25 protein-coding genes and 1 pseudogene are annotated in these 26,581 nt (G+C 38.6%); 9 read left to right on the top strand and 17 right to left on the bottom strand.

Translation table 11 applies throughout. The annotated features are described in order from the left end of the window. The first annotated feature begins 7 nt into the window (after positions 1–7). From ACU696_RS20530 to ACU696_RS20515, 4 genes and pseudogenes are all read left to right on the top strand, one after another. The gene (locus tag ACU696_RS20530) at positions 8–625 is read left to right on the top strand and encodes a DMSO/selenate family reductase complex B subunit (protein ID WP_004907698.1); all 618 of its coding nucleotides are present in this window, start codon (positions 8–10) and stop codon (positions 623–625) included. 1 nt (position 626) lies between these two features. Further along, complete coding sequence (locus tag ACU696_RS20525; protein ID WP_209101744.1) at positions 627–1,478, top strand: DmsC/YnfH family molybdoenzyme membrane anchor subunit; 852 nt, start codon at positions 627–629, stop codon at positions 1,476–1,478. A 61-nt stretch (positions 1,479–1,539) separates the two neighbouring features. Further along, entirely contained in the window at positions 1,540–2,178 is a 639-nt protein-coding gene (dmsD, locus tag ACU696_RS20520; RefSeq protein WP_209101747.1) for a Tat proofreading chaperone DmsD, read from the top strand. A 109-nt stretch (positions 2,179–2,287) separates the two neighbouring features. Next, a pseudogene (locus tag ACU696_RS20515) lies at positions 2,288–3,033 on the top strand (GntR family transcriptional regulator). Positions 3,034–3,065: 32 nt separating this feature from the next. On the opposite strand, the gene ACU696_RS20510 reads toward ACU696_RS20515, so the two are convergent. From ACU696_RS20510 to ACU696_RS20495, 4 genes are all read right to left on the bottom strand, one after another. Further along, complete coding sequence (locus tag ACU696_RS20510; RefSeq protein WP_164529216.1) at positions 3,066–4,049, bottom strand: PfkB family carbohydrate kinase; 984 nt, start codon at positions 4,047–4,049, stop codon at positions 3,066–3,068. Then, positions 4,036–5,055 (bottom strand): ADP-ribosylglycohydrolase family protein, encoded by a 1,020-nt coding sequence (locus tag ACU696_RS20505; RefSeq protein ID WP_004907711.1) that lies wholly within the window; start codon positions 5,053–5,055, stop codon positions 4,036–4,038. The genes ACU696_RS20510 and ACU696_RS20505 overlap by 14 nt, the downstream gene beginning before the upstream one ends. Positions 5,056–5,140: 85 nt before the next feature. Then, positions 5,141–6,412 carry a nucleoside permease gene (locus ACU696_RS20500; protein ID WP_004907714.1) on the bottom strand — a complete coding sequence of 424 codons (1,272 nt, stop codon included), beginning with the start codon at positions 6,410–6,412 and terminating at the stop codon, positions 5,141–5,143. 309 nt (positions 6,413–6,721) lie between these two features. Continuing rightward, positions 6,722–8,128 (bottom strand): cytochrome-c peroxidase, encoded by a 1,407-nt coding sequence (locus tag ACU696_RS20495; protein ID WP_115168044.1) that lies wholly within the window; start codon positions 8,126–8,128, stop codon positions 6,722–6,724. A 580-nt stretch (positions 8,129–8,708) separates the two neighbouring features. Here ACU696_RS20495 and ACU696_RS20490 point away from each other — a divergent pair. After that, positions 8,709–10,451: a lysophospholipid acyltransferase family protein gene (locus ACU696_RS20490; protein WP_109912768.1), complete on the top strand. Its 1,743-nt coding sequence runs from the start codon at positions 8,709–8,711 to the stop codon at positions 10,449–10,451. A 133-nt stretch (positions 10,452–10,584) separates the two neighbouring features. On the opposite strand, the gene ACU696_RS20485 is transcribed toward ACU696_RS20490, so the two are convergent. The 13 genes from ACU696_RS20485 to yghU form a co-directional block, all read right to left on the bottom strand. Continuing rightward, a complete protein-coding gene (locus tag ACU696_RS20485) occupies positions 10,585–11,430 on the bottom strand; it encodes a hypothetical protein (protein WP_209101753.1) in 846 nt (281 codons plus the stop codon). 38 nt (positions 11,431–11,468) lie between these two features. Beyond that, complete coding sequence (locus ACU696_RS20480; RefSeq protein WP_227024194.1) at positions 11,469–11,933, bottom strand: fimbrial protein; 465 nt, start codon at positions 11,931–11,933, stop codon at positions 11,469–11,471. 77 nt (positions 11,934–12,010) lie between these two features. Further along, the gene (locus ACU696_RS20475; RefSeq protein WP_110731623.1) at positions 12,011–12,526 is read right to left on the bottom strand and encodes a fimbrial protein; all 516 of its coding nucleotides are present in this window, start codon (positions 12,524–12,526) and stop codon (positions 12,011–12,013) included. Next, on the bottom strand, positions 12,526–13,008 hold the full coding sequence (locus ACU696_RS20470; protein ID WP_227024195.1) for a fimbrial protein: 483 nt from the start codon (positions 13,006–13,008) through the stop codon (positions 12,526–12,528). The genes ACU696_RS20475 and ACU696_RS20470 overlap by 1 nt, the downstream gene beginning before the upstream one ends. A 13-nt stretch (positions 13,009–13,021) precedes the next feature. Beyond that, positions 13,022–13,537, bottom strand: coding sequence for a fimbrial protein (locus ACU696_RS20465; RefSeq protein ID WP_227024196.1), 516 nt, complete (start codon positions 13,535–13,537; stop codon positions 13,022–13,024). 9 nt (positions 13,538–13,546) lie between these two features. Next, entirely contained in the window at positions 13,547–14,149 is a 603-nt protein-coding gene (locus ACU696_RS20460; RefSeq protein ID WP_209101754.1) for a fimbrial protein, read from the bottom strand. A 30-nt stretch (positions 14,150–14,179) separates the two neighbouring features. Continuing rightward, complete coding sequence (locus ACU696_RS20455) at positions 14,180–14,968, bottom strand: fimbria/pilus periplasmic chaperone (protein WP_109912762.1); 789 nt, start codon at positions 14,966–14,968, stop codon at positions 14,180–14,182. A gap of 105 nt (positions 14,969–15,073) precedes the next feature. Continuing rightward, positions 15,074–17,596 (bottom strand): outer membrane usher protein, encoded by a 2,523-nt coding sequence (locus ACU696_RS20450; protein ID WP_209101756.1) that lies wholly within the window; start codon positions 17,594–17,596, stop codon positions 15,074–15,076. Positions 17,597–17,685: 89 nt separating this feature from the next. Next, positions 17,686–18,123 (bottom strand): fimbrial protein, encoded by a 438-nt coding sequence (locus tag ACU696_RS20445; protein WP_109912800.1) that lies wholly within the window; start codon positions 18,121–18,123, stop codon positions 17,686–17,688. Between the two features lie 167 nt (positions 18,124–18,290). Then, positions 18,291–18,827, bottom strand: coding sequence for a fimbrial protein (locus tag ACU696_RS20440; RefSeq protein WP_109912761.1), 537 nt, complete (start codon positions 18,825–18,827; stop codon positions 18,291–18,293). A gap of 136 nt (positions 18,828–18,963) precedes the next feature. Beyond that, positions 18,964–19,227 (bottom strand): helix-turn-helix domain-containing protein, encoded by a 264-nt coding sequence (locus tag ACU696_RS20435; protein WP_109912760.1) that lies wholly within the window; start codon positions 19,225–19,227, stop codon positions 18,964–18,966. 38 nt (positions 19,228–19,265) lie between these two features. After that, positions 19,266–19,532: a helix-turn-helix domain-containing protein gene (locus ACU696_RS20430; protein WP_109912759.1), complete on the bottom strand. Its 267-nt coding sequence runs from the start codon at positions 19,530–19,532 to the stop codon at positions 19,266–19,268. A 586-nt stretch (positions 19,533–20,118) separates the two neighbouring features. Beyond that, positions 20,119–20,958 (bottom strand): glutathione-dependent disulfide-bond oxidoreductase, encoded by an 840-nt coding sequence (gene yghU / locus ACU696_RS20425; RefSeq protein WP_109912758.1) that lies wholly within the window; start codon positions 20,956–20,958, stop codon positions 20,119–20,121. Positions 20,959–21,454: 496 nt separating this feature from the next. Here yghU and ACU696_RS20420 point away from each other — a divergent pair, with 496 nt between their 5' ends. From ACU696_RS20420 to ACU696_RS20405, 4 genes are all read left to right on the top strand, one after another. Continuing rightward, positions 21,455–22,972 (top strand): class I adenylate-forming enzyme family protein, encoded by a 1,518-nt coding sequence (locus tag ACU696_RS20420; protein WP_117162604.1) that lies wholly within the window; start codon positions 21,455–21,457, stop codon positions 22,970–22,972. A gap of 67 nt (positions 22,973–23,039) precedes the next feature. Next, positions 23,040–24,608 (top strand): acyl CoA:acetate/3-ketoacid CoA transferase, encoded by a 1,569-nt coding sequence (locus ACU696_RS20415; RefSeq protein WP_109912756.1) that lies wholly within the window; start codon positions 23,040–23,042, stop codon positions 24,606–24,608. A gap of 26 nt (positions 24,609–24,634) precedes the next feature. After that, on the top strand, positions 24,635–25,372 hold the full coding sequence (gene fabG / locus ACU696_RS20410) for a 3-oxoacyl-ACP reductase FabG (RefSeq protein WP_209101757.1): 738 nt from the start codon (positions 24,635–24,637) through the stop codon (positions 25,370–25,372). 9 nt (positions 25,373–25,381) lie between these two features. After that, positions 25,382–26,566, top strand: coding sequence for a thiolase family protein (locus tag ACU696_RS20405; RefSeq protein ID WP_109912755.1), 1,185 nt, complete (start codon positions 25,382–25,384; stop codon positions 26,564–26,566). The last annotated feature ends 15 nt before the right edge of the window (positions 26,567–26,581 follow it).

Below are 26,581 nucleotides of genomic sequence, written 5' to 3'. Positions count from 1 at the left end.
ATAAATCATGACAACACAATATGGTTTTTATATTGATTCCGCACGGTGTACGGGATGCAAAACATGTGAGTTAGCGTGTAAGGACTACAAAAATTTATCTCCTGCGGTGAATTTTAGGCGCATTTATGAATATGCAGGGGGAGATTGGCAAGAAGATAACGGTGTGTGGCATCAAAACGTATTTAGTTATTATTTGTCGATTTCATGCAACCACTGCGAAGACCCTGCTTGTGTCAAAGTGTGCCCAAGCGGCGCGATGCACAAACGTGAAGATGGCTTTGTCGTTGTAGATGAAAGCGTGTGTATTGGCTGCCGCTATTGTCATATGGCTTGCCCATATGGTGCACCGCAATTTGATAGCGAAAAAGGACATATGACCAAGTGCGATGGTTGCTATGAGCGTGTTGCAGTTGGTAAAAAACCGATTTGTGCCGAGTCTTGCCCATTGCGTGCATTAGACTTTGGCCCCATTGATGAATTACGTGAAAAACATGGCAATTTGGCCGAGATTGCGCCACTACCTGAAGCGCACTATACCAAGCCCAATCTTGTCATTAAACCAAATGCCAATAGTCGCCCTGTCAATGATACGACAGGCCATTTAGCCAATCCTCGGGAGGTATAACATGGGCAATGGATTACATGAATGGCCGCTAATTTTATTTACGGTATTAGGCCAAAGTATTGCAGGTGGTGTGATTGTAACGGGGCTTGCATGGTTATCGACAGACGATAAACCCCAAAAACAGCGTATTGTGAATGCGATGTTGGCATTATGGGTATTGATGGGCTTAGGTTTTCTCGCTTCTATGATGCATATGGGCTCACCGATGCGTGCATTTAACTCGATGAACCGTGTATTTGCCTCGTCACTGAGTAACGAAGTGTTATTCGGCTCTATTTTCTTTGCTTTAGGTGGTTTATGGTGGTTGTTCTCCGCAATCAAAAATATGCCAACAGGACTCGATAAGGTGTGGTTAATCATCACCATGTTGATGGGATTGCTATTTGTTTGGGCAATGACACGAGTTTATATGATAAGCACAGTACCGACATGGAACACGCCACATACCACTATCGGCTTCTTTATGACTCTGTTTGTTGTGGGGCCAATTTTAGGTACTTTACTATTACGAGTTGCTAAATTTCCATTTAATAGTGGTAAATTAGCGGCAATTAGTGTCGTTGCTTATATCGTGACTATTGCATCAGTACTACTGCAAAGTGGTGAGATTGCGCTTATCACCACCTCAGTACAGAAAGCTGTGGATTTAGTCCCTGACTTTGGTGTTTTACAAGTGGTACGCATCGTGGTGACAAGTATTGGGCTGTTGTTATGGATTTTGCCTGTTGTGCGACAAAATCAGCCTTCGGTTTTGAGCTTACTTCTTGGTACCGTGCTGGTACTGGTTGGTGAATTTATCGGTCGTGGGCTATTCTATGGTTTACATATGACAGTCGGCATGGCTGTAGCTTAATTAGTAAACTTTCAGCGCAGGGTGTGATTTCCCTGCGCTGATAATTTCAGAGACAATCAATATGCAACAAGCGCACTTTCTTGAACACGTCGCAGTGACAGGGCGGGTTTTGGGATCTTTATTTTATTTCTCCCCAGAGAATGAAAACAATACAGAAATTATCGCGATTTTACAGGAGCCGACTTGGCATAACGAATGGCCATTTGCTTTACCTTCCTTAGTAAAAATTAGCCAGCTTTTGCAATCCAGTGCTCAGGGGAATGAACCACTGAGTGAAGCATGGCAGCGCTTGTTTATTGGGCCTTATGCTTTACCTGCTCCCCCTTGGGGTTCGGTTTGGCTAGATAAAGAAAAGATTGTTTTTGGCGACTCAACCGTTGAATTGCGTCAGTGGATGCGTATTAAAGGTGTTGAACCCGTAACGACACAAAAAGAGCCTGAAGACCACTTTGGGTTGATTTTGATGTTAGCGGCTTGGCTGGCTGAGCAAAATCGCAGAGCAGATTTAGAAGAGTTGCTCGCTTGGCACTTATTACCTTGGTCGGCACATTTTCTCGAAGTATTGATAGATTCGGCTAACAGCGATTTTTACCGCGCATTGGCGATATTATCGAAAGAAACACTGGATGGGTATCAACAGCAATTGACTTTACCTATATCAGAGAAAAACGTGTACCTCACCAGAAATAGTACCCTGTAGCATTCTGTTTTTCATTGGTAATAAATTTATCTAATTCAATTGCCTGCAATAAATCTATGGATAGTGGTACTATTGATTATTGCTGCGATTTTTAGGTGACTAACTCAATATGAATGATGCGCATTTATCTCTGATCCAACAACTTTGTACCCGTCTTGCTGAAATAGACAATACACCTTTGTATGTAAATTTGCTGAAACGGTGAAATTTGCTGTGCGAACAGGGGTTTTGCATCAAGGTGATATGCTACCCAGTGAAAGGGAATTAGGTCAGCAGACAGGGGTGTCACGTATTACCGTTCGAAAAGCGTTAGAGCTACTTGAACAAGAAGGCGTTATCATTCGGTCACAAGGTTATGGCACCCAAATTAGTGATAAGTTTGAGTATTCACTCAAAGAAGCTAAAGGTTTTTCACAGCAAGTTGTTTTACTTGGAAAAAAACCAAACACACTTTGGGTCAATAAAAGTATCGTGCCTTGTTCACAGGAGGTGGCAGAGTCACTCGCGCTCCCCATCAATAGTAATGTATTTATGTTAAAACGTATTCGCTATGTGGATGAACAGCCGGTCTCTATTGAGGAGTCATATGTTCCTATTGGGCTGATTGGTGATGTCGATGATATTGGCTTATCTTTGTACGATTATTTTCGCAGCCAAAATATTTATCCTACACGAACAAAGAGCAAGGTGAGTGCTCGAATGCCAGATGAAGACTTCCAAACGCACATTAAATTGGAAAAGACCGTACCTATTTTAGTGATTAAGCAGGTGGCTTTCGACCATAAAAATGTGCCCATTGAATACAGTTTTAATCAGTGTCGCAGTGATATGTATGTATTTGTCTCTGAAGAGTAAAAAAGAGGCTAGGCCTCTTTTTTCTCTGATGATTAATATTGCTGTAAATATGCGGTGAGTTGCTCAGACGAAGGCGCACAATCCCCTCCGCGATGGCTAACTACATAGGATGCGACAGCATTTCCGAGTAACACGGCGTCTTCTAGTGCCCAGCCGGACGCCAATGCCGCAATCACGCCTCCTGCATGGCTATCTCCTGCTCCAATGGTATCGACAACGGTGGTTTCAAATGGTGCCACCCAGCCTGATGAACGACCACTTTCTTGAAAGAACGCGCCTTCTTTGTCGACTCTAACAATCACGGGAACTAAAAATTGAGAATGCCAAATATTGGCTAATGCTTCTGTATCCATTCCTTGATGCGCGATATCAGGGAATAATGTGACGATATGTTCGACTTCTTGGCGGTTCAACGAAATGATTGGTTTTAAAGCCATTAATCGTAATAATTGTGTTTTCGAAAGGTCGGCGATCCGAGGGCCAAAATCGATAAATAAAGTGACGTTATCGGAGAGCGACTCCAGCCATGAAAGCAGAGTTTCGCCACATTTTGCGGCTAGTTGGTAGCCAGAAAGATAGATGATAGTGTTAGATGTAATTGGCAATTCATCTAGGGTTTGGCGTTCCCATTGGTTTTCTACACCGCTAATTGAAAGAAATGTCCTTTCTCCATCGGGTTCAACCAAGGCTAAACACCAGCCATTATCACCTTTATTCGTTTCTATAACGGAACTCACACCTTTTTTATTGAGTTGGTTGCGGATGATATCTGCCCATACACCTTGCCCAATAGGTAATGCATTGAGTGACTGGATACCAAGACGTTGTAAGGCCACCGCAATATTCAGAGCACATCCACCGATATTGACACTCTGCTGGTGCAATTCGATGTCACTTCCGCGATAAGGCAGTGAATATGCATCTGCAATCACATCAATAACGGCAGCGCCAATCAGGCAGACAGGACGATGCTCTGCTTGCAATGGAAGATGGGCAATAAGTTCAGCAGTTTTCATAAGCTTTTTCTCTTGCAGTTCTCAATGCCATAAAGGCTTGGCTATACTGTGTAAAATCAAGTTGATTCACATCATCTAATTGTTTTTTGAGCTGTTTATCGATGGCATCAACGCCATGGAGGGCGCCACAAATGGCGGTGGCCATTGCCCCTATGGTATCGGTATCTCCCCCTAAATTAGCACACAGAATGGCACAGCGGTTGGGATCAGTTTCCGCTAATTCAACCATAGCAATGGCGGCAGGAACTGACTCAATGGTGCTCGTACCAGCGCCAACGAGTTGATAAAGCTGTTCCATTGCTTGCTCGGCGCCAATCGTGTTTTTCACCGTGTGTAAAGCAAGTTCAATACGTGCAGCTATTGATGGGCTAAAGGTTGTGACATGCTTTTCTTGTGCTAGCTTCGCAATAGCAGGTAATTGGTCGCGAATTTGCGGCCAATTTTCGCCATCTATCGCTTTAGAAATTGCCCAAGCAATAGCGACCGCCCCCGCAATTGCCACATCCGATTTATGCGTTGGCGATGAGGCGAGTGTAATTTCATCAATAAATTCATCAATAGAATGAGTTGGCAGCAAACAACCGAGTGGGGAAACTCGCATTGCGGCACCATTTGTCATGCCATTGTTTTCTAACTGAGAAATCGGAGTCCCTTGTTTTATTGCCTTTAATGCAATTTTAGAGGTCGGCCCTAAGACATTTTTATTAAAGGCATCAAATTGCTCTGCCCATTTTAAAATATTACGGCCAATAAGTTCAGGACTCACTTTGCCATCACATTCTATAATCGCGTCCGCAAGTGCGAGCGCCATTGAGGTATCATCTGTAAATTCTGCCGTATTGAAGTAGCAAGCTGCATTATTTTCTTTTGGCCCAGGTAAGAAGCGGTCTATCCAACCAAAATGTGCTTTAACACGAGAGCGAGGCCATAATTCAGAAGGCATTCCCATTGCATCACCTAAGGCTTGGCCATAAAACGTGCCTAAAATACGGTTCTCTTTGTTCATTATAATTCCTTCAATTTTGGCTAAAAACAGCGCCCTTATGTGTTGGCAGTCGGTCAATAAAGGCGTTTAATTAATGATTGCTTAACTAATTGGATGTGGGTTTTATGCCACTTTTATTAATATCAATTTCTTGAATATCACGGCTCGACTCTTTAAACATCAACATGAAAACAACCGTGATTACGACGATCATAGCAGCGCCGAAGCCCCACATACCGGCCCAGTTAAAGGTCTGGCCGTTGACAGGTTCACCGTAAGAAAAAAGTTTTTCCATCATTTGCCCACCTAGGCTATAACCCAGTAAGCTACCAAAGCCTTGGCAACAGAGAGTAATTAAGCCTTGAGCCGCTGTTCGCATATGCACAGGCGTCTTTTTGTCGACATAAATATATGCGGTGACATAGTAAAAATCGTAGCTAACACCGTGTAATAAAATACCGAGGAAGAGTAATCCGTAGGTGAATAGGTGGTCTGCATCGCCATAGATAAAGAAAGCATAACGGATAGCTGCAGTGATTAAACCAAGAAGTAATACCTTTTTGATACCAAAACGTTTAGTAAAGAAGGGCAAAGCAAGCATGAAGAAGATTTCAGAGAATTGCCCCAAGGTCATCCATCCGGTGGCATTTTTCATCCCAACTTCAGTAAGGTAGCCGTTAGCAAAAATATAGTAAAAAGCTAAAGGCATGGCGAAGAGGAATGAACACACGAAAAATACTAAGAAATTACGGTCTCTTAACAGCACAATGGCATCCAATCCGAGCATGACTTTAATACTCATTTTGCCAGTTCCTTTTGGTGGGGTGTCTGGCAAGAAATAGGTAAAAAAGCCCAGTAAAGCGGAGCTAGCGGCTGTCACTAAGAGCGGGATATTAGTCGCAGAAATATCACCAAAGCCCATCATGGAAGGTAAAAATCCACATGCAATGCCTGATGCAATCCAGCCGATAGTCCCCATTACACGAATACGAGGATAGTCACGTTCCACATCTTCCACATTGGAAAAAGCGATACTATTGGTGAGCGCAATGGTTGGCATATAAGTCAATGCATACGCCAAGAGTAGAGGGAAAAAGCTAGAAAATTCAGTTTGCTGAGCTGCGAAAAACATAAAGACTGCCCCTGCAAACATCAGTACCGCCAGGACTTTTTGCGCGGCAAAAAATCGGTCAGTAATTGAGCCTACAAGGATGGGAGAGATAATTGCAGCAATGGCTGTACAGGCGTAAGACCATGCTATTTGAGAAGGGGTGAAGCCACTTTTATTCAAAAATAGCCATAAGGGAACAAACCAAGCCCCCCATATAAACCATTCAATGAACATCATGAATGAGAGTTTTGCTGTTGTTTTTTTCATCTTTCATTCCTTTATACGGCTAATTATAGGTATTGTAGGGTACAGCAATGACAATATCACTTAATAATACCTTTTAAATACCATTCAATGAAAACTTTGAGCTAGTTAACATTGTTTCGTATAAATTGGGAAACTGGGATCGTTTAAGTAATAACACAGTGGGAAAGAGATACGCGATAACGTGAATTGCTTTGAATATAGATTAAGTCGGGGTTGTAGGTAGCCTATACGGCAGTTTTAAATAAAAAAATAGCACCGCTATTATTTGAGCGGTGCTATTGGTTTTTCATATCAATTAGCTATTGATATTTACTGTTGTGATTCACCTTGTTGTACATACGGTGTATACACACCCGTTAAGCTTTCAAGAAAGGCAACAATATCATCGACATCTTTTTGTGGCAGTTCTTTACCGACTTGATAACGTAGCATCAGTTTCACTGCTTCATCTAAGGTAGCCACATCTCCACGGTGGAAGTATGGCGCGGTTAGCTCGACATTACGTAGTGTTGGGACTTTTTGGCGTAACTTATCGCGCTCATCAGAGGTGACATTCATGCGACCAATATCTTGTGCGGTAATTTCACCGAACTCATAGTCTTTTTTCAGGCCCAGAGGTTCGAAGGAACGACCACCTAAGATCACGCCACCATGGCAGGTTGCACATTTGTTCTCTTTAAATAACTGGTAACCATGGAGCTGTTGTGCGGTTAATGCAGTTTTGTCGCCTCTTAACCAATTATCAAACGGAGAGTCTGGGGTGATTAAGGTTTTTTCGAACTCAGCAATCGCATCTGTGATGGTGTCACCCGTAAACCCTTCTGGGTAAACTGCATTAAAATCTTGTTTTAAGACAGGGTCTTTATCCAATTTTTCAATGATTTCATCCCATGATTTTGATGCCATTTCGATAGGATTTAATGGTGGGCCTCCGGCTTGCGCTTGTAAATCAGGCGCTCTACCATCCCAAAATTGCTCGACATTAAATACAGAGTTAAACACCGTTGGCGCATTGATTGGGCCTACTGCGCCACCAACACCAATTGATGTTTTACGGCCATCAACACCACCTGCATTGAGTGCGTGGCAGTGAGCACAAGAAATCGTGCTATCCCCTGACAGGCGCGCATCATGATACAAGCGGAAACCTAATGCGACTTTTGCATCATCAACATCCAGTGATTTTGGAATTGGTTGAATTGGTTCGTTACGGTGCTCAGCAGCGGTATCTTGGCTGGCATAGTGCTCTTCTCGCTGTTTAGCTATCCAATTCAAAAGGTTATTACGCTCTTCATCACTGACGCTACTTGCCCAATGAAGTGCAACATAACGAGTTGGCGGCATGGTGTGGTTCTGCATAACCCACTCAATTTTATTTAATTCACTTTGTGGTACAGGTTCTCCTGCGATGAGTGCAGCGCGAGCAGCCTCAAGGTTGAATGATTTATAACCTAGCTGAATATCGTATTCCATCAGTTGCTTAGCAATGGGGAACGATGCGTAGGCAGGTAAATCAGTTGACGGCGTGTGACAGTAATCGCATCCCTTTTCAGCGAAGAATTTGAGAACTTGATTATTTTCTGCAATTTTAGATGTCTGAATGTCATTATTTTCTCTTCGTTGATTATCGTGATACCACACATATCCAGATAACCCAAAATAACCGAGTAAAAGCAAAAATATGACAGCGACCGTAATGCGAGTAAGTTTTTTCATTACACTATCCTTGAAAGATTGCGGTCAAATATATTTAAATATTTTTTAATTAATATAATTCTACAGCCGGACTATCATGTATAAATAAGGTCGAGAGGTTCTTGATTTTTATCAATGATGGCCATCGGTTTAAGCAATTGCTGAAATAAGATTTGCCTATCAATAAGAAAAAAGTTAAAAATTAAACTTATAATTAATTTTTATTTAATTGAATTTAAAGGGTATTATTTGTTTCTGATCTTATTGTAATAAATTTTTAGTTCAATTTAATTGGTGGGTATTTATAAATAATAAATTCTGAATTATTCAAATAAATTAAGTAAAACTAATCAAAAAATTTAGTTTTATACTTTTTTAATTGTTGTGGAATAAATGCATATTATAAAATGAGTAAAATATAAATTATTCAAGAAAGCAATATTCGGAAAAATTATTGATTTTAGATAACTATAATATTAGTAAATGAAAAGTAATGATCTACATCATCATTTTTGTGCTTTCACCATTTTGTCATAAAATAAACATATTGTTGTTATGAGTCTGACTTAAGTTCGTCGTAACTCAGTTAGGAGATAGCATTATGTTTAGTGTCGATACCCTGCTGCACGATATTTTTCCTCATCAAACACCAGGCAAATGGAAACGTCGTTTATTAAAAAAGCTGCTGTTTGAACAAGAATTTCACCAATTTGCCCAAGATTATCCGCACTTAAAGGGCTTGGATCTTATTGAACAAATCATGGAGTTCTTTGATATTTCTTGCGAAATGGTTGAGGGAGACTTAGAAAATATTCCAACTCAAGGTCCTGTTGTCTTAGTTGCTAACCACCCGATAGGCTCACTCGATGGTCTTGCACTATTACGTGCAGTTGCTGCCGTTCGTCCTGATGTCAAAATCGTGGCAAATCAGTTCCTCAATTATATAGAGCCACTAAAAAGCTTATTTATTTCAGTGGACAACATGAATAACCGAACCAGTCGGCAGCAGGTTGAAGCAATACAACGGCATTTGGACAAACAAGGGGCATTAATTGTGTTTCCTGCGGGTGAAGTCTCTCGGTTTGGCCGTAAAGGGGTTCGTGATGGCCACTGGCGTACAGGTTTTTTGCGTTTAGCCGCAAAGGCCAGAGCACCTATTGTCCCCATTCATATTCAAGGGCGAAATAGCCATTTATTCTATTTAACCTCGTTGGTTTACAAGCCGTTATCGACTTTAATGTTAGTCAGGGAAATGTTTAAGCAGCGAGGAAAAAGATTAAAAATTCGTATTGGTGGCAGCATCCCATTTATTCATTGGCATGATGGCCATACAGCGGCTCATGAGCTAGCAGGGCGCTTTCGTCGCCATGTCTATTTGTTGGGAAAAGGTAAGGAAGGGCTATTTACCAGCGAATCACCAATTGCTTTACCAGAAGACAGAATTGAATTAAAAAAAGCGTTGGTGGCATGTGAGCGGCTAGGAACATCCCCTGATGGGAAAGCGATTTACCTTTATCACCGAAACCAAGAAGTAAGGTCGCCGATTTTGCGAGAAATAGGGCGATTACGCGAAATTGCATTTCGTGCTGTAGGGGAAGGCTCAGGTAAGCGCCGTGATTTAGACAGCTATGATAACGATTATTATCATCTGGTATTATGGGATGAAAGTGAACTTGATATTGTAGGGGCTTATCGGTTTATACCCACTAAAAAGCAAATTGAGACCAAAGGTTTGCAGGGTATTTACAGCTCTAGCTTATTTCATTATGACCAAGCCATGATGCCAATATTAGCGCAAGGTATTGAGCTTGGTCGGAGCTTTATTCAGCCTAAATATTGGGGAAAACGGGGTTTAGATTATTTATGGTTAGGTATTGGCGCGTATTTGGCGAAATACCCACAATATCGCTATCTTTTTGGTCCTGTATCTATGTCTGGCTCAATGCCGATTGCGGCGCGTGACTTACTGATTACTTTTTATCGGCTCTATTTTTCGGCGCAACACAGCATTGCACAGTCACATCAGCCGTATCCAGCTTCTTTGCCACAGGTATTAGCCCAATTTTCAGGGGGCAATTACCACGAAGATTTAGTTAAATTGAAAAGCTTACTCAATAACATTGGCTGTTCAATTCCGACGCTTTATAAGCAATATACTGAATTATGCGAGCCGGGTGGCGTACAGTTTATGGATTTCGGTACAGACCCCGCATTCAATGATTGTATCGATGGCTTGGTACTGGTGGACTTAACCAAATTAAAACCCGCACGTTATCAGCGATATATAGGGGTACATTTGGTTTCACAAGAAGAGTATAAAGGGCAAGTGGAAGAGGGGGACTAACCCTCTTTCACTATTGGGCCATTAAGGTACAGGAACGGCTTTGCTTTTATAGGTAACTATCAGTTAATAAAGTTATTATTGGCAGTTCTTGCTGTGCTTTATTTATTTAACATTCATATTAGTAATGTGTTTGCTAATTGAAAGAAAACAAAATAACTGTATTAGCGTTAAACTTACCTGCAGATGTGAACTTACCTGTTGTGGTTGCCTTAAAATTAAGTGGTGCTATTTGCCCTCTAGCAACGCTCTTATTATTGATATCCAGTGAAACTTGATTGACTGAAATATCAACAGGAAGATTACTTAAATAGGGAGTAGCTAATAAGCTAGCCCTTATATCAACAATATTGGTGCAGCTAAAAGCCCCTGTAGCTTCTCCAGACCAAGAGCCATTTTGGCCACTAACTGCGGAACCCAGATCAATACTCGTAGGGAAGCTAAAATTACAAGAAGTGTTTGATGGCGGTACTACCCCACAGGCAGCACTAGGCAATAAAGTGCCATAAGAAGTTCCCCAAGTTGAGATTTGAAAAACTTGGAACCCGTAACAAACCGATGAGAAGTCTGTATTTGGATAATTACCCCACATGCCAGTAACTGTTTGTGTATTGGCGGTGCCGTATTGTAGTTTCCAAGCATTAAAAGCATCCAGTGCCGTCCCATTATTGCGGATGATGACTTTTTGTTGCATGCCATAGGGTAAATTTATACCTCCAAATGTTTTAGGATCAGCGCTAGATCCCCGGTAATCATATGGGCCAACGGTTACAACACAACCTGATGGATTAAAGCAAATTACACTATTGCTATCTTCATTAGGCCATCCCCATTGAATAGTAACATCATTACCATTTCTTTGAGTAAATGCGCCCCAACTTACAGAATAAGCATTTATATTATAAATAAAGATTGATACAGTAATAAAAATTATTTTTATTACTGTAGCTTTATAATCGCGAATTATTGCTGAGATTTTCATTTTTGAATACCTATGATTTAAATGTAGCTTTTATACTTTTAGTTGTATTCTAAAAAGAATGTTAACGTTGATATAAATGTTCCATATGAAATTGTTTTATTTGCTAATGCAGAATGCTCTCCTTGGATAAAGGCTTTAAGTTTTATTTCGTTATTACCTGCTGACAATTTTTGTGTGTGATCTTTTTTGTTTATATCGATTTTTTCTCCAGTATCTGTTTCTAAACCAATAGCAATACCATTAGCTTGGCTTGCTGGGTCTAGTGCAAGATATCCAGGTAAAAAAGAGTTTTCATTGCCATTAAATGAAGCATTAATTTCACGACCTAAAGATAAGTCACAGTTAATTAATCGAATACTAAATGATTCACTTAGCGTGCGGCTATTTAAATAAAGATATTTATCTGCGATTGTTCCGAAATCTAATGTAATTAGTTCATCTCCGGGATATAGGTCACAAGTATCTTCAACAAATATACCATCAAAATTAATTGTTTCGGCCATAGATGGTAAGGAGTAGCATATAAATACTGTTAAAAATAATAAATTATAATATTTTATTGTCGAGAACATCATAATTCCTATTGAAATGTAATGGTTAATGTCGCTGTAGCATTGAATGTGTCTCCAATAAGTTTAGTTCCTGCTTTTTTGACAATAACAGCGGATAAAGCGGGTAATGTCTTTTGATCAATTACAAATGCTTTATTTAAAGTGATAGGTTGTCCATCCTTTTGAATTTGGATACCTACATTATTTCCATTTTGATCAGATTTAACTTGCAGTGTTGCATCATCAAAACCTGCACCTGCTGCTATACCAGATAATGTTAAAGAGATATTCCAAGGTTGTGTTAGATCGCCATCGCAAATAAGTTCATAAGGAATTTTTTCCTTATAGTGTATTCCATCAACCTTATTAACACCGACTTTACCAAATGAAACTTTGATAGGATCGCTATGACTTAATCGACATTTTGGCGGTATAATTAACGAACCATCAAATCCCCAATTAGCATAGGTTATATTTGCTAAGAATATTAAAAGAAAACAACATATCTGATACTGAATTTTATTATTTATTGAGTTGTTTTTCATTATTGATAGTCCACATTAAGAGTTGCTAGTGCAGTGAAATCTCCGCCATCGGAACCATCAAAACTTGTTGCAACATTTTGTACAGGACTAACCTCTAATGATGGTAATTCTAAATAATTAAAATTTATTTTTTTATTAATATCTTGTTTTATACCATTAATATAGAAGCTTAATCCTAGCTTTGGGTTACTGGTCTTGAGAATGCCATTATTAAAATTACTAGGGTCACCTTGAATACTTAACGTTAGGTTATTCATGGCTAAATTAGTGCAAGTTAATTCAAAAGGTAATTTATGCTTATAATTTACTCCATCAATCCTGCTTAATAAGATATCTCCAAAATGAATCATTGATTTTTGACTGTTATTTAAAATGCATTCAGGAGGCGTGATAATTAGATTTCCATTAAACTCCACAGTGAGTGAAGATGAATAAGAAAAAGCACTAAAAACTATTAATATATATAAAAATTTAATTTTCATATTGGCTCTTAATTTATTGATATTCAATTGTCATAATCATTTCTGCATTAAAATCCCCAGCGTCACTTAGCATTGAACCACTTGGTTTTATGGGAACAGCATAAATAGATGGCATAGCACCATAAATAAAATGAATATTTGAATTGTTGGATACTATATTATTATCTTGATAAATGGCGATACCAAGGTTATCTCTATTCGTTTTTATTGCATCAACACCATTAACTCTAAAGTTAGTCCAACTCAATTTCATTTTTAATAGATTAGTAGATAAATTTGTGCATTGTAAATTGTAGTTAACATTCGTTTTTTTATATGATGCCCCATCGATTAAATCTTGCTGGACATCGCCAAAGTCAACATTTAATGTATTTCCTCCTACAAAACTACAATTAGGGGGTTCTATGACTGTAATTGTTAAACCAATAGAAGCCATTGAAGCGCTGGCTGTATTAAAACATATTAATATAGAAATAATGCTAATAAAAACCTGCGATTTAAATAATAGGTATTGATATGATGGTTTCATATTTTTATCCTAGTCATAGACTAATTGGAATCTTATATTTGCTTGATAGTTACCAGCATTAAAATGACTATTAATTCTCACCGGAGTAATGTAATAGGTTAATTTATTATTTCCCATTGATAATAGTTTTGGCCTAGTAAAAACACCTGGTTTAATTTTTTTAAAATTTTCATCATTTAACTCAAGAGCAATGCCTTCAGCACCATTTACTTTTATTAATTTGCTATCTGTATTATCTGATACAGCAAGAAAACGAATTCTTAAGGTTGGCATGTCAGAGCTCCAAGTTATATTACCTTGTTGATCATGATTACGACTTTCACTCCTTAAACAATCTTCTAATTGAATATTAAAAGGAACAGGTGTGCCTTTATGCCCTAGAAATTTAAATGCTGAAGAACTATTTGTGCCCAAATCTACTGTTTGAAATGCAGATTGCGTGGCTAATCTACATGCACTTTCGGTAAGCACACCTCTAACCTGTAAAACACCATTGGCACCATCAACATCCCAATTATCAACTTTACCAATATCAGTAGCTAATGTCTGAAAGGCAAGTGTACTGAAAATAATCCCTATTAAAGGAGTGCTATAACTCACTATTTTACTCATACCTTCCTCTATTACTATTTGATAGATAGATTATTTATTACTTGGAGATACCTTGCATTCATTTGCTTGGCAGTTAAAACTAAGATTAGGACGGCCACCATAGTCATTGATATATGTTAGTACTGGGGTATTACCTAATGTTGCAACATCGACACCTAACGGCTGGCTATTTTTGGGAGCGATCATAATTGGCTCGAAGCCTTTTACGGTATCACCTTTAATTTTCTTTGCTGCATCAATAATGGTTATATAATAAGGCGTCGGATTAAATGCAATATATTTGCCGCCTTGCTGTTTTAAAACCAATTTTTCTTGCCATGGGTTATCGATATCATTCTTAGTTGGAATGATAGGTGTTGGCCTATAAAAAAGTTTTATTCGTGTTTGTAATGCAAGTTGCAACGTATTTGCTTTATCACTTCTCGGTGGAATCTCACGTAAATTAAAATAATATACTGACTCAATATCTTGCGGTAATTTTTCTATGCTAGCTAAGGGTTGAATTCTTATTTGACTTTTATCTCCAGGCTCAACACGTTGTACTGGAGGTAAAACAGTAAATGGATCATTAATTTTTTCACCCTGTGCATTTTCAATCCAACCTTGAGCAAGATAAGGTAATGTTTTATTTTCATTACTAATATTCAGGCTAATCGATTTCTCATTACCATTAATAATTGCACGAGTGCGATCTAAGGAGATAGCCGCATTTGCTGTCGATATACTCATCAAAAAAATAGCTGCCAATATAACTTTATAACTATTAACTAATTTTTGGTTAGGATGGGTATCCTTTTTATTTATATTTAATTTTTTCATAAACGATATAATCTCTTTAAGTTTAATTTGATAAAATTTATTATTGCTTACTTTATTGGTTTAAATAACTAGCATTAATGGTTTTATAATGACATGTGTGAAATGTTATTTTATACATGGTAATAGTAATGTATTTGCTAAATTTATTTCTGATGAAACACTATCCGGTAATGTTATATTGCACTGTATTTCATTATCCCAAGAAATATTCAATTTTTCTTTAGGATTTAAACCTGATAAATAAACGCTACCTTCATCACTAATTATTCCAACTTGCTGTTTACGTGCATTTAATACAATAGCGCCAAATGGAGGAGCACTATTATCCGATAAACGAATAGTCGCCATTGCGCTGTTACCTGTTATAACATCAAACTGGCGATAGCCAATAGCGCCTTCTGTCAATGTCCCTTGTTTTACAGAATGGGTAATTTCTGCCTTATTAGGTAAAAGATTCAAATCCACATTAATATTGCTACGGTAATAGCTATTAACATCAGCAATGACAGCTTTGCCAAAATAATTTGACCGTGTCACAATTCCATTACCACGCAAAGGGATGTTCGGGACACCACTGGTGTCAACAAAAACACGCGAAGCACCCAATTGGTTACTTCTATGGAGTGCTACCCCATGTTGTGTTGCCGTTAATCCACCTTGTATTGATAGCCCGGCGGAACGGTAACGATTCTGTTGGTATGTCGCATTTGCATTAACCTGAGCCATATCACCTTGATATGTATAGTACCCGCCAATAATTGCTCCTGACCGTGCGACCCCAGTATTAATTTGGTAGTTACTACGCTCATTAATGCGGTCATAATAATTTACATTCTGCGTTGTATTACTTTTATCCCAGCTACTGTTAAAACTGACTGTAGAGGTTTCACCCCAAGGCACAGATAACGCAATATAAACGCCATCATCATTTGTGTTTTGGTAGCTAGTACGGAATGCTGTCAAGTTAACGCTTAAATTTTTAAATTTTCCGAGATCAAAATATTTAGCTAATGATAAACTATAGCGGTTATTATCGGGTTGATTCCAATATGTCTGGTGGTAAAAATTTAAGTATGTGCTCAATCCACTGTCGCTAAACTGTTGATTATAAGAAATGGTATACATCTCTTTGCTATTATATTGTCGAACGCCACTCATTTTTGCATTGAGGTATTCAGACATACTCATAAAGTCTTTTTCTGAAAAACGATAACCCGCAAAGGTAACTTGGCTGTTAAAATATTCAAAACGCTTTGAATAACTCAATCTATAAGAGTTTCCGTTATAACTCGTTTCGTTATTTGAAGTGATTTCTTTAATTTTTGCATGTGTTCTTGTCGCATCAAATGAAAGAGCTCCAAATTGCATGAGATCGCGACCAATTCCCAACGTTGCTGAGATATATTTTTGTGAAGCAATCGTGCCACCATATAAAGACCAACCATTATTAATTCCCCACGAATACTCGCCGCTAGCGAAATTATCACCATTAATTCGATGATTGGAATCACTAGGTCGCCCTGCAGCAATTTTATAACGAACTTGCCCTGGTCGAGTAAGGTAGGGAATACTCGAGGTATTTACTGTAAAAGTTTGCGTTTTACCATTTTGTTCCTCTACTCTTACATCTAATTCACCCGATAAAGCATCATTGAGATCTTGAATGCGAAAGGGGCCAGCAGCAACTTGAGTTTGGTAAATAGTGCGGCCTTGTTGGCTAATAATAACGGTTGCATTACTATTGGCCACTCCTGTAACTTCAGGAGCATATCCCCTTAAATTGGGGGGCAACATATTAATATCAGTAACTAAACTGAGCCCTGTGAATCTAAAACTGTCGAAAATATCGGAATTTAAATAAGATTCACCAAATGTTAGCTTTGCTCCTAATGATTTGATATCCCGAAAAATATAAAAACGATTCCAATCAAAAGAATGTGTTGACTCAGAAGATGGACGCTTCTCAAACCGCGTTTGCCAATCAGCTCTGAATCTCCATGGACCTAAATTTATTCCTGCCACTCCGTTACCATTAGTGGTATAGCTTGTACTTTGGTGACTACGTATCTGTTGATTCGCTTGCGCGTTTAGATTGTAATCAAATAAAGCTCCCGATATACCATCTTCCCAACGAGTGGGTGGATCCCAATTATCTGCTGTATATTCTAAATAGGCTTGAGGAATATTAATATATAGCGTTGATGTCGATAAATCGGCCTTTGTAGTTGCACCAGATAAGCTGTTTAAATCTAGGCAGGAGTCATTATGCCACCAGGTCAACGATGATAATATTTTGGGCTTTAGTCCAAACTTATCAACTAAGCTGGGATCTAAACATACTTTACTGTCATCAATATCTTCATCTGAGTTATAATAAAAAATACTTTGCTCAGATAATATATTCTTGTTTACATGAACACTAAAAGTGTATTCTCCTGGCATAAAATAACCAGTTTTAGAGAAACGGCTTAGATCAATATTAGCACGATCATTTATATCTAAAATATCTGTATTAAATTCTATATTAGTAGAGGCGAATCCAGTATTACAGATGATAGTTATCATGCCAGCTAATATATATAATCGATTAGCTGATGATAATTTAATATGGATTTTATGATGCGCCATTATACTTGACCTTATTCAAACTCATTTATAATAAGAGAAGGTGTCTCCTATTTGGAAAAATGTTCATGTGGACAGCGTTATTTTCGATATTACTCATAATCTAATTTATACTTTATTAGACTAAAGTAATTACCTGGTTCTAAAACTTTATTATTTCTTATTAATCGTAGGTTGTAATTTAAATCACGATTGCCATCAGTTAATTCTTGCGATGACATTACCTTTCCTGGATAAACGACTTCACCATCAGCACTACTAATTTCAATGCCAAACCCTTCTGCTTGTCCATTGACAGTAAACAAATTACCATCATGAACTCCATCAAATGTTACTGTAAAATATTGCCAGTTTGGTTTTTTTGTTTCAGTTCTTTCGAGTACACAATTAATTAATTTTATTGAAAATTTTTTTTTGTTACTTTGGCCATCACGAATCATTTGCGATATAGATAAGCTTCCCATTTCAATGGTTTGATCTCTGCTACTTATATCAATAGAACAGGCGGTCTCAATAATACTTCCATTCATTGTAATTAATGATTCAGCCGAACAATATGATGACAAACTAGTTCCTAATAATAGAATGAATGTCAACCATGAAAATTTATATAGCATATTTTCGCTCTATCATTATGCCCAATGAACCTAAAAACCTATCCATGTGTTTTTAGGTTAAAATTAGAAGGTGGCTAATTTTATTCGTAAGATAAAGTGAAGTCTGCTACGGAACTGAATTCACCAGCAGTAATAGTTGAAACATCACCACCATTACCTTTCAGGTATGCAGAGAATTGTAATGTGTTACTACCATCCTGAATTTGTTGGAATGGCGTTGCTGTATTAATCGTAACAACTTCACCGTTACCGCTAGTGATTTGAACGCCTGCACCACTACCTGTACCTACAATACCTAACGTTTTATTATCTTCATCGAATGCAGCAGATGCACCAGTAAAGGTTAATTGAACACCTTTAGTTAAGCTGCTAACGTTACAGTTTTGTAGTGCGATCTCAAATGCCTTAGGTGATGATTTTCCGCCATCGGCTAAAGCCATATTAGAGATTTGGCCTAATTCAATTGTTTGGTCAATACTTTCTGGTGCAATTGAACATGGTGCTTCAATAATCGCACCTTTAAAAGTAACTTTACCGTGGCCTTGGTCAGCCGCATTTGCTGCAGAAGCGCCGCCTAAAACTAATAAGGTTGCCATTGCAATACTTTTGATTTTCATCAATCTTTTCCTTTACTGTTAAATATATAAATATGATTATTGTTAATCTCATTATGTTAATTTCATAGTGAGATTAATTAATAACAATCAGAGTTAATTGCTATTAATTAATAATAATTTCGTTTGTCATTGAATATTACAATAATGCTCTTGAATCATTGATATATAAGATTTCTTTTTCAATTTCTGACTTTAATTTAGATAAATCTAGGTCAATATGGATTGTTAACTCGATTAATTTTTCAAAACTTAGTTTTGTTGCTCCTCGCTCATATCTTGATACTTGTTGTTGACTTACATTTAGTTTTTTTGCTAATTCAGCTCCACTAATTCCTTTTTTCTTTCTCAATCTTTTTATTAAATATCCTAATTTTATATTTACATTTTCTTCATCATTCATTTGCTTTACCTAAATGTGAGGATTGAAAATATGATGAGTTAATCTTTTTTAAAGAAGTAACAGACATCTACCTTAAAATACACGGATATCAACATGATTTTAGATGTTGATATATCACTAAGGCCATTTTCGTAACGTGATAATTGTTGTTGAGATATACCTATAATTCTGGCTAAATCAGATCCACTTAACTGATATTCTGATCTTAGCAATTTAATTTTTTTACCAATATTCTTGGCAACTATATGCGTAATGTTTTTTTTGTTTTCTAAAACAGTTAAGCAAGTAAAAATAGAGTCCTTCATTTTATTAGGATACCAATTTAAATTTCAATTTTTGGATTGCTGTTTAATTTGTGAATATAGATTACTCTTGATAAAGGTATTTTCTAAATATAAATAATCAGTATGCTAAATCGATAAAATCGATTAATTACAATACATGTATCTAATTACAAGCTAAATAAGTGATGCTCTAATAATGACTTGTTTAATAGCTTGAATCTTAAATAAAAATAAAAAACATTATCAATTGAATGGTTATTTTTATAACATATTGTTAATATGATTTTTTTTGAAACAAAATATCAATATAAGATTATTCTTACTAAAATGGTTGTGAATTTTGCATTTATTAAGATATTTCTGTTCATTTTGGAACATTATTTTTGGAGGGATACTAATAGAATTAGTATTAATTGTATAAATAAGACTATCTGAATGTGATTTATTACCTTCATATTTAGATATTTTAATGGGGATATGTTATTTAAACAGTTGTGACTTTAACCAAGGGTATTTGGTTTTAGGGGAATAATACTGTGCTAGTTGGGGAATACTGAGACTTAAAATCGATAAATCTCAGTATTGGTAATGGTAATAAACTTAATAACTAGCTTATATCACTCGCATCGTGGCGTTCGCGTACTTGTTGTGCAGGGTCACCTTGTAGGCGATTAACCCGGCGACCTCGCTGTACTGCTGGGCGTGCATAGATTTCATCAGCCCAACGAATAACATTTTTATATTCATGGACAGATAGAAATTCTGCGGCATCATAAAGCCAACCTTTCACTAATGCACCGTACCATGGCCAGATGGCGATATCAGCGATGCTGTAGTTTTCCCCTGCAACATATTTATGTTCTGCTAAACGCTTGTCTAACACATCTAATTGACGTTTAGTTTCCATGGCAAAGCGGTTAATTGGGTATTCAAACTTTTCAGGTGCGTAGGCATAAAAATGCCCAAAACCGCCACCAGCAAAAGGTGCTGAGCCCATTTGCCAAAATAACCAGGATAAGGTTTCAGCTCGTTCCGGCTGAGTTGTGGGTAAAAAAGCAGAAAATTTTTCGGCTAAATAGGTCAGAATCGAGCCTGACTCAAATACTCGGATAGGCTCCTTGCCGCTTCTGTCGACTAAAGCGGGAATTTTTGAGTTAGGGTTAATTTCAACAAAACCAGAACTAAATTGGTCGCCTTCACCAATGTTAATTAACCAAGCGTCATATTCTGCCTCTTTAATGCCAAGGGCTAATAACTCCTCTAACATGATAGTGACTTTTTGCCCGTTCGGCGTTCCTAAGGAATATAGCTGTAGTGGGTGCTTACCTATAGGTAAAGATTTTTCGTGAGTTGCACCGGAAACAGGACGATTAATATTGGCGAATTTTCCGCCGTTACCTTGCTCCCATTGCCAGACTTTTGGGGGAATATAGGGGGTGTTTGCCATGAGTTATCTCCTTAACCGTTTGCAAAGGTGGCGATTTTTTTCTCATCAATTTTTTCATTATGAAGGTCTTACACTGTAGCAATCTCTAGTGAATTCTCCACTGTTTTTATCGTATTTGGTTTGGTGGGAGGGCTAAATAGCACAGAGTGCAAGAACATATAGAGGATAAGCAGATGAGTTAAGTATTACTGCTGAGCGACTTTTTAGTCTGGGGGTCATTGTTTATACGCACAATCATAGTTGAGTTATTCATCGAAATTAATATGCATTTTGAATGGTTAGATAATAACAAAAGGTAAATATCTTCATGTTCAATAAAAACCAGCGCTTAAAATAAGACGTAAGTAACAAAATTGTTAACAAATTCGTTGTGCAGATCACTAATTCAAATAAAAAAAGGGTGTGAATAATTTGTGAAGATTGGCACTAATTTGCTGGAGTGTATTTTATACATTGATAGCATATCAGTCATATTCAGGTGTATCGGAGTGTGTCCATGCTTGCGCCAAATTCAAACATCTACCAAAGCTTATTACAAAGAGCAAAAGTGCAGCCAGACGCTGTTGCGATTGTATTTGAAGAGCAAAGTTGGAGTTATCACCAATTACTTGAGAAAGTAAACCAAACAATGTTGTGGCTAACTACAGCCGCACAGTTGAAAAAAAGTGATCGGATAGTACTCGGCTGGGGAAATACGATTGAATTTTGCCAATTATTTTATGCTGCTGTAGGGCTGGGCATTCAGGTCATTCCTTTAAGTACTAAAATGAAAGAGTTTGAAGGCAAAGAGCATTTATCTTGTATTAATGCGGATGCTATTTTTTGGGATGACACATATCAGCCATGGTTAGCTCAGTTCAGTACAAAAGGGATGAGTCTTTCTCAGTGGCGTAATCTAATACTTACTGAAGAAATTAACTTTACCAACCAAGTTAATGAGGAAGACCCCGCGGTTGTGATATTTACTTCGGGTACAACAGGTGCACCAAAAGGTGCGGTGATCACACACAAGAATATATTGTCTGCAGTATATGCCTATCAGGAAACATTAAAGTTATCTGAACACGATAAAACAATTTTAGCAGTACCGATTTATCATATTACTGGGCTTTCTGCTATTTTAGCGTTATTTATTCATATTGGTGGGACGGTTTATCTTCAAAAGAAATTTAATGCAAAAGATATTATTTCAACAATTGCAAAAGAAAAAATCACATTCTTACATGGTTCTCCAACTGTGTTTATATTATTAATTCAAAAAATAAAAGAAAATAAAAGTATTAATCTGGAAAGATTTAATTCATTAAAAATGATTGCTTGTGGTGCAGGTCATTTGAATGAAGGCACGATTAAAGAGCTTTCTTATCTATTCGCTAAAACATCCATTCATTCTATTTATGGTTTGACAGAGACATCATCCCCAGCCACCGTATTTCGTGAAGATATTCGGTACAGTGATAAAAAGGCGAGCTCAGGCACTCCGGTTCCTGGGTTACAGGTGGCCATAAGAGATGATAAAGGTGAAGATAAACCTGCTAACAGTACTGGCAATATCTGGGTTAAGGGGGATGTTGTTATCCAACGTTATTGGCCTGATAGCCCTGCGAATAGCACGTCGTTTAATGATGGTTGGTTTTTTACCGGCGATATTGGTTATAGGGATGATGATGGTTTCCTTTATATTCAAGATCGAATTAAAGACATGATTAACCGTGGTGGAGAAAAAATATATTCTATTGAAATCGAAGATTTGATTTCTAATTACCCAGGCGTTAATGAGGTCGCGGTCATTCCAATTGAAAGTACAATATATGGCGAAGAACCCATTGCATTTATTATTCCTGAGAACCAAGTATGTTTAACCAGTAAAGAAATTATTGAATGGTTAAAAGATAGAGTGCCAACGTATAAAGTTCCAGTAAGAATTATGTTTACACGTAATTTCCCTAGAACTTGGAATGGGAAAATAAGTAAGAAAGATTTGAAATTACGCTATTACTCTTTAAATAACTAAAATCTAAATTAGTTTTTAATTAATCAAAAAGGGGCTATGAAATATTAGCCTTCAGGTAGGTTTTATCATGAATAATAAATTTATTTCTAAACAAGATGCCGCTAAATTAATTAATAATGGCGATACAATTTGTACTGTGGGAATGACATTAACCAGTGCTGCTGAATCTATTTTATCGGCAATTGAACAACGTTTTTTATCCGAGGGCGTACCAAATCAATTAACTCTCGTTCATGCGGCTGGGCAATGTAACCGTATTCGCGGGAATCAACACTTTGCCCATGAAGGAATGGTGAAACGGATTATTGGTTCTCATTGGGGGTTAGCGCCTAGATGGATGCAGATGATTAATGACAATCAAGTCGAAGCGTATTGTCTTCCGCAAGGGCAAATGGTGCATTTATATGGCGCAATGGCCGCAGGCTTACCAGGACGCTTATCCAAAGTGGGGTTAGGGACATTTATCGACCCTGATCTTGAAGGCGGGAGGATGAACGTTAAAACGTTGGCGCTTCCTCCTTTAGTTGAAAAAGTGAATTTCAAAGGGGAAGAATGGTTATGGTACCCAGAAATTCCTTTAGATGTGGTGGTGATCAGAGGAACCCATGCGGATAGTAAAGGTAACCTCACCACCGATGAAGAAGCCATGGCGTTAGAAGTTTTACATGCGGTACTGGCTGCTAAACGCTTTGGTGCCAAAGTAATTGCACAAGTGAAGTATTGTGTTGAAGAAGGGACTTTACATCCTAAGCGTGTCACGGTTCCCGCCAGCTTTATTGACCACATTGTCGTGTGTGATAACCCTGAAGAAGACCATCGCCAATCCTCAAGCTGGTTTTTTGACCCAACGCTATGCGGTGATATTCGTACGCCTATCCAACAAACTACGCCATTACCTTTAGATATTCGCAAATTGATTGGGCGAATTGCATGCCGTTATCTATATGAAAACTGTGTGATTAATTTAGGAACGGGAATTCCAAACGATGTTATTGGTTCAATTATTCAGGAAGAAAATGCAACCAAGCGGGTTGATATTACCGTGGAGTCAGGGATCTGGGGGGGCGTTCAAGCCGGCGGTATTGATTTTGGCATAGGCCGTAACCTGTCAGCGATGATTAGTCACCAAGACCAAATGTTGTACTACAACGGGGCAGGCGTTGATATCACCTATATGGGCGCAGGGGAAATGGATGCCAGTGGTCATGTCAATGCGACATTGTTAGGCAATATTTGCCCTGGTGCAGGTGGGTTTATTGATATTACCCAAAATGCTCGGCACGTAGTGTTTTGCTCGACGTTCACGGCAAAAGGGTTAGATATTCGTTGTGAAAATGGGCAATTAACTATTGTGCGGGAAGGGGATATTAGAAAGTTAGTTAACCAAGTACGGCAAATTTCATGGAATGCGGATGTCGCACGAAATATCAACCAAACCATGCATTTTGTCACGGAGCGTGCGGTGTTCACTTTAGGGGGGAAAACACCAGTACTGGTTGAAATTGCCCCCGGTATTGACCTAGAGCGTGACATTCTTGCCCATATGGACTTCGTACCTGAAATTTCGCCTGATCTGAAAGTGATGGACTCTTCATTATTTGAAGAGGCGCCTTTTGGTCTGATTTCGTATTTGTAGTTTCAATATTAAAGAGGAATTTATCCATGTTAGTAAAAGATAAAGTTGCCATTGTGACGGGTTCTGCAAGAGGTATTGGTTTTGCGATTGCTCAGGTACTTGCAGAAGAAGGGGCAAAAGTTGTTATTTCTGATTTAGCCATGTCATCAGGTGAAGAAAGTGCAAAACAGCTACAAGAACAAGGCCATCAAGCCATTTTCATTCCTTGCGACATTGCTAAACGTGAAGAGGTGAATGCCTTATTTTCTAACGCATTAGCACATTTTGGGGTGATTGATGTACTGGTGAATAATGCGGGGATCAACCGAGATGGCATGCTGCATAAATTAACGGAAGATGATTGGGACAAAGTGATTGATATCAATCTGAAAGGGACATTTAACTGCATGCAAGAAGCGGCAAAATTAATGCGTGAGCAAGGAAGTGGCCGAATTGTCAATATTTCCTCGGCGAGTTGGCTTGGGAATGTTGGGCAAGCCAACTATGCCGCGTCCAAAGCTGGGGTTATTGGTCTGACTAAAACGGCTTGCCGTGAACTAGCCCGTAAAGGTGTCACAGTAAATGCGATTTGCCCAGGATTTATTGATACAGATATGACTCGTGGTGTACCTGAAAAAGTTTGGGACATCATGATTAGCAAGATCCCTGCGGGTTTTGCTGGCGATCCACGTGATGTCGGCCAATGTGTTGCATTCTTAGCCTCTGATAAAGCGCGTTATATCAATGGGGAAGTGATCAATGTTGGCGGCGGAATGGTGTTATAGGGGGAAATAATGAAACAAGCGAATGATATTGTCATTGTCAGTGGTGTGAGAACAGCAATTGGCACGATGGGAGGAAGCTTTGCAAATACGCATCAACACGACCTTGGGGCCGCGGTTATTCGTGAAGCCGTGAAAAGAGCTGGAATTGCTCCCGAAGATGTCGATGAAGTCATTGTGGGTAATGTTGGGCAAATTGCAGAAAGTGGTTTTATCGCCCGTATTTGCCAGCTGCGAGCTGGGCTACCAAAAGAAACTACAGCATATTCGGTTAACCGCCAATGTGGTTCCGGGTTACAAGCTTTAGCCGATGGCATGATGTTACTGCAGACTGGTCAATCCGATGTTGTGGTGGCATGCGGTACAGAAAATATGACGATGCTGCCGTACTACTTACGCAAAGCGCGTTATGGCTACCGCATGGGGAATGATGTGCTCGAGGATGGATTAACGTCCATCCTAACTTGGCCAGAGGGCCCTTATCACAACGGAATGACTGCAGAAAACGTTGCAGAACAGTTCAATATTACCCGCGAAGAGATGGACGATTTTGCATGGGACAGCCAGCAAAAAGCGTTAAAAGCGATTCAAGCGGGTTATTTTGCTGACCAGATATTGCCAGTAGAAATACCGGAAGGCCGTAAAGGCACACGTATTTTTGATACCGATGAACATCCACGTGATACACCACGTGACAAATTGGCTAAGTTGCGCCCTGCATTTAAAGCCGACGGTGTGATCACGGCGGCAAACTCGTCAGGGATTAATGATGGCGCTGCGGCATTAGTGATGATGCGACGTGAAGAAGCAGAAAAACGTGGTCTGAAACCAAAAATGAAAGTGGTCGATTGGGCAGTTGCGGGTTGTGAAGCGGCCATTATGGGCTTTGGGCCTGCACCAGCGACGCGCCGACTCATGGAAAAGCTCAAGATGAATGTAAAAGACATTGACTTAATTGAGCTAAATGAAGCATTTGCGGCACAAGCTATCGCAGTTATGAATGATTTATCTCTTGATAGCACTAAGGTGAATGTGAATGGTGGCGCAATTGCTTTGGGTCACCCAGTGGGTGCCAGTGGGGCTATTTTGCCCGTGAAGTTAATGTATGAAATGGAACGCCGTCAGGTTGCCACCGGGTTAGTCACGATGTGTATTGGTGGTGGCCAAGGGATTTCAATGTTGTTCGAAAGAGAATAAGAAAAACTGCAAGCA

The sequence above is a fragment of the Providencia sp. PROV_01 genome, from assembly GCF_053098325.1.
The sequence above is the reverse complement of the archived record's forward strand: the minus strand, read 5'-3'. Positions and strand labels throughout refer to the sequence as shown.

Bases quoted from the DNA above. Each gene is read 5' to 3' on its own strand.
- ACU696_RS20485 (WP_209101753.1), bottom strand. From the start codon at position 11,430: ATGAAAATCTCAGCAATAATTCGCGATTATAAAGCTACAGTAATAAAA.
- ACU696_RS20505 (WP_004907711.1), bottom strand. From the start codon at position 5,055: ATGAACAAAGAGAACCGTATTTTAGGCACGTTTTATGGCCAAGCCTTA.
- dmsD (WP_209101747.1), top strand. From the start codon at position 1,540: ATGCAACAAGCGCACTTTCTTGAACACGTCGCAGTGACAGGGCGGGTT.
- ACU696_RS20495 (WP_115168044.1), bottom strand. From the start codon at position 8,128: ATGAAAAAACTTACTCGCATTACGGTCGCTGTCATATTTTTGCTTTTA.
- ACU696_RS20530 (WP_004907698.1), top strand. From the start codon at position 8: ATGACAACACAATATGGTTTTTATATTGATTCCGCACGGTGTACGGGA.
- ACU696_RS20450 (WP_209101756.1), bottom strand. From the start codon at position 17,596: ATGGCGCATCATAAAATCCATATTAAATTATCATCAGCTAATCGATTA.
- ACU696_RS20440 (WP_109912761.1), bottom strand. From the start codon at position 18,827: ATGAAAATCAAAAGTATTGCAATGGCAACCTTATTAGTTTTAGGCGGC.
- ACU696_RS20420 (WP_117162604.1), top strand. From the start codon at position 21,455: ATGCTTGCGCCAAATTCAAACATCTACCAAAGCTTATTACAAAGAGCA.
- ACU696_RS20405 (WP_109912755.1), top strand. From the start codon at position 25,382: ATGAAACAAGCGAATGATATTGTCATTGTCAGTGGTGTGAGAACAGCA.
- ACU696_RS20435 (WP_109912760.1), bottom strand. From the start codon at position 19,227: ATGAATGATGAAGAAAATGTAAATATAAAATTAGGATATTTAATAAAA.
- ACU696_RS20445 (WP_109912800.1), bottom strand. From the start codon at position 18,123: ATGAATGGAAGTATTATTGAGACCGCCTGTTCTATTGATATAAGTAGC.
- ACU696_RS20430 (WP_109912759.1), bottom strand. From the start codon at position 19,532: ATGAAGGACTCTATTTTTACTTGCTTAACTGTTTTAGAAAACAAAAAA.
- fabG (WP_209101757.1), top strand. From the start codon at position 24,635: ATGTTAGTAAAAGATAAAGTTGCCATTGTGACGGGTTCTGCAAGAGGT.
- ACU696_RS20475 (WP_110731623.1), bottom strand. From the start codon at position 12,526: ATGAAAAACAACTCAATAAATAATAAAATTCAGTATCAGATATGTTGT.
- ACU696_RS20480 (WP_227024194.1), bottom strand. From the start codon at position 11,933: ATGGCCGAAACAATTAATTTTGATGGTATATTTGTTGAAGATACTTGT.
- yghU (WP_109912758.1), bottom strand. From the start codon at position 20,958: ATGGCAAACACCCCCTATATTCCCCCAAAAGTCTGGCAATGGGAGCAA.
- ACU696_RS20490 (WP_109912768.1), top strand. From the start codon at position 8,709: ATGTTTAGTGTCGATACCCTGCTGCACGATATTTTTCCTCATCAAACA.
- ACU696_RS20525 (WP_209101744.1), top strand. From the start codon at position 627: ATGGGCAATGGATTACATGAATGGCCGCTAATTTTATTTACGGTATTA.
- ACU696_RS20415 (WP_109912756.1), top strand. From the start codon at position 23,040: ATGAATAATAAATTTATTTCTAAACAAGATGCCGCTAAATTAATTAAT.
- ACU696_RS20465 (WP_227024196.1), bottom strand. From the start codon at position 13,537: ATGAAACCATCATATCAATACCTATTATTTAAATCGCAGGTTTTTATT.
- ACU696_RS20500 (WP_004907714.1), bottom strand. From the start codon at position 6,412: ATGAAAAAAACAACAGCAAAACTCTCATTCATGATGTTCATTGAATGG.
- ACU696_RS20455 (WP_109912762.1), bottom strand. From the start codon at position 14,968: ATGAAAAAATTAAATATAAATAAAAAGGATACCCATCCTAACCAAAAA.
- ACU696_RS20460 (WP_209101754.1), bottom strand. From the start codon at position 14,149: ATGAGTAAAATAGTGAGTTATAGCACTCCTTTAATAGGGATTATTTTC.
- ACU696_RS20470 (WP_227024195.1), bottom strand. From the start codon at position 13,008: ATGAAAATTAAATTTTTATATATATTAATAGTTTTTAGTGCTTTTTCT.
- ACU696_RS20510 (WP_164529216.1), bottom strand. From the start codon at position 4,049: ATGAAAACTGCTGAACTTATTGCCCATCTTCCATTGCAAGCAGAGCAT.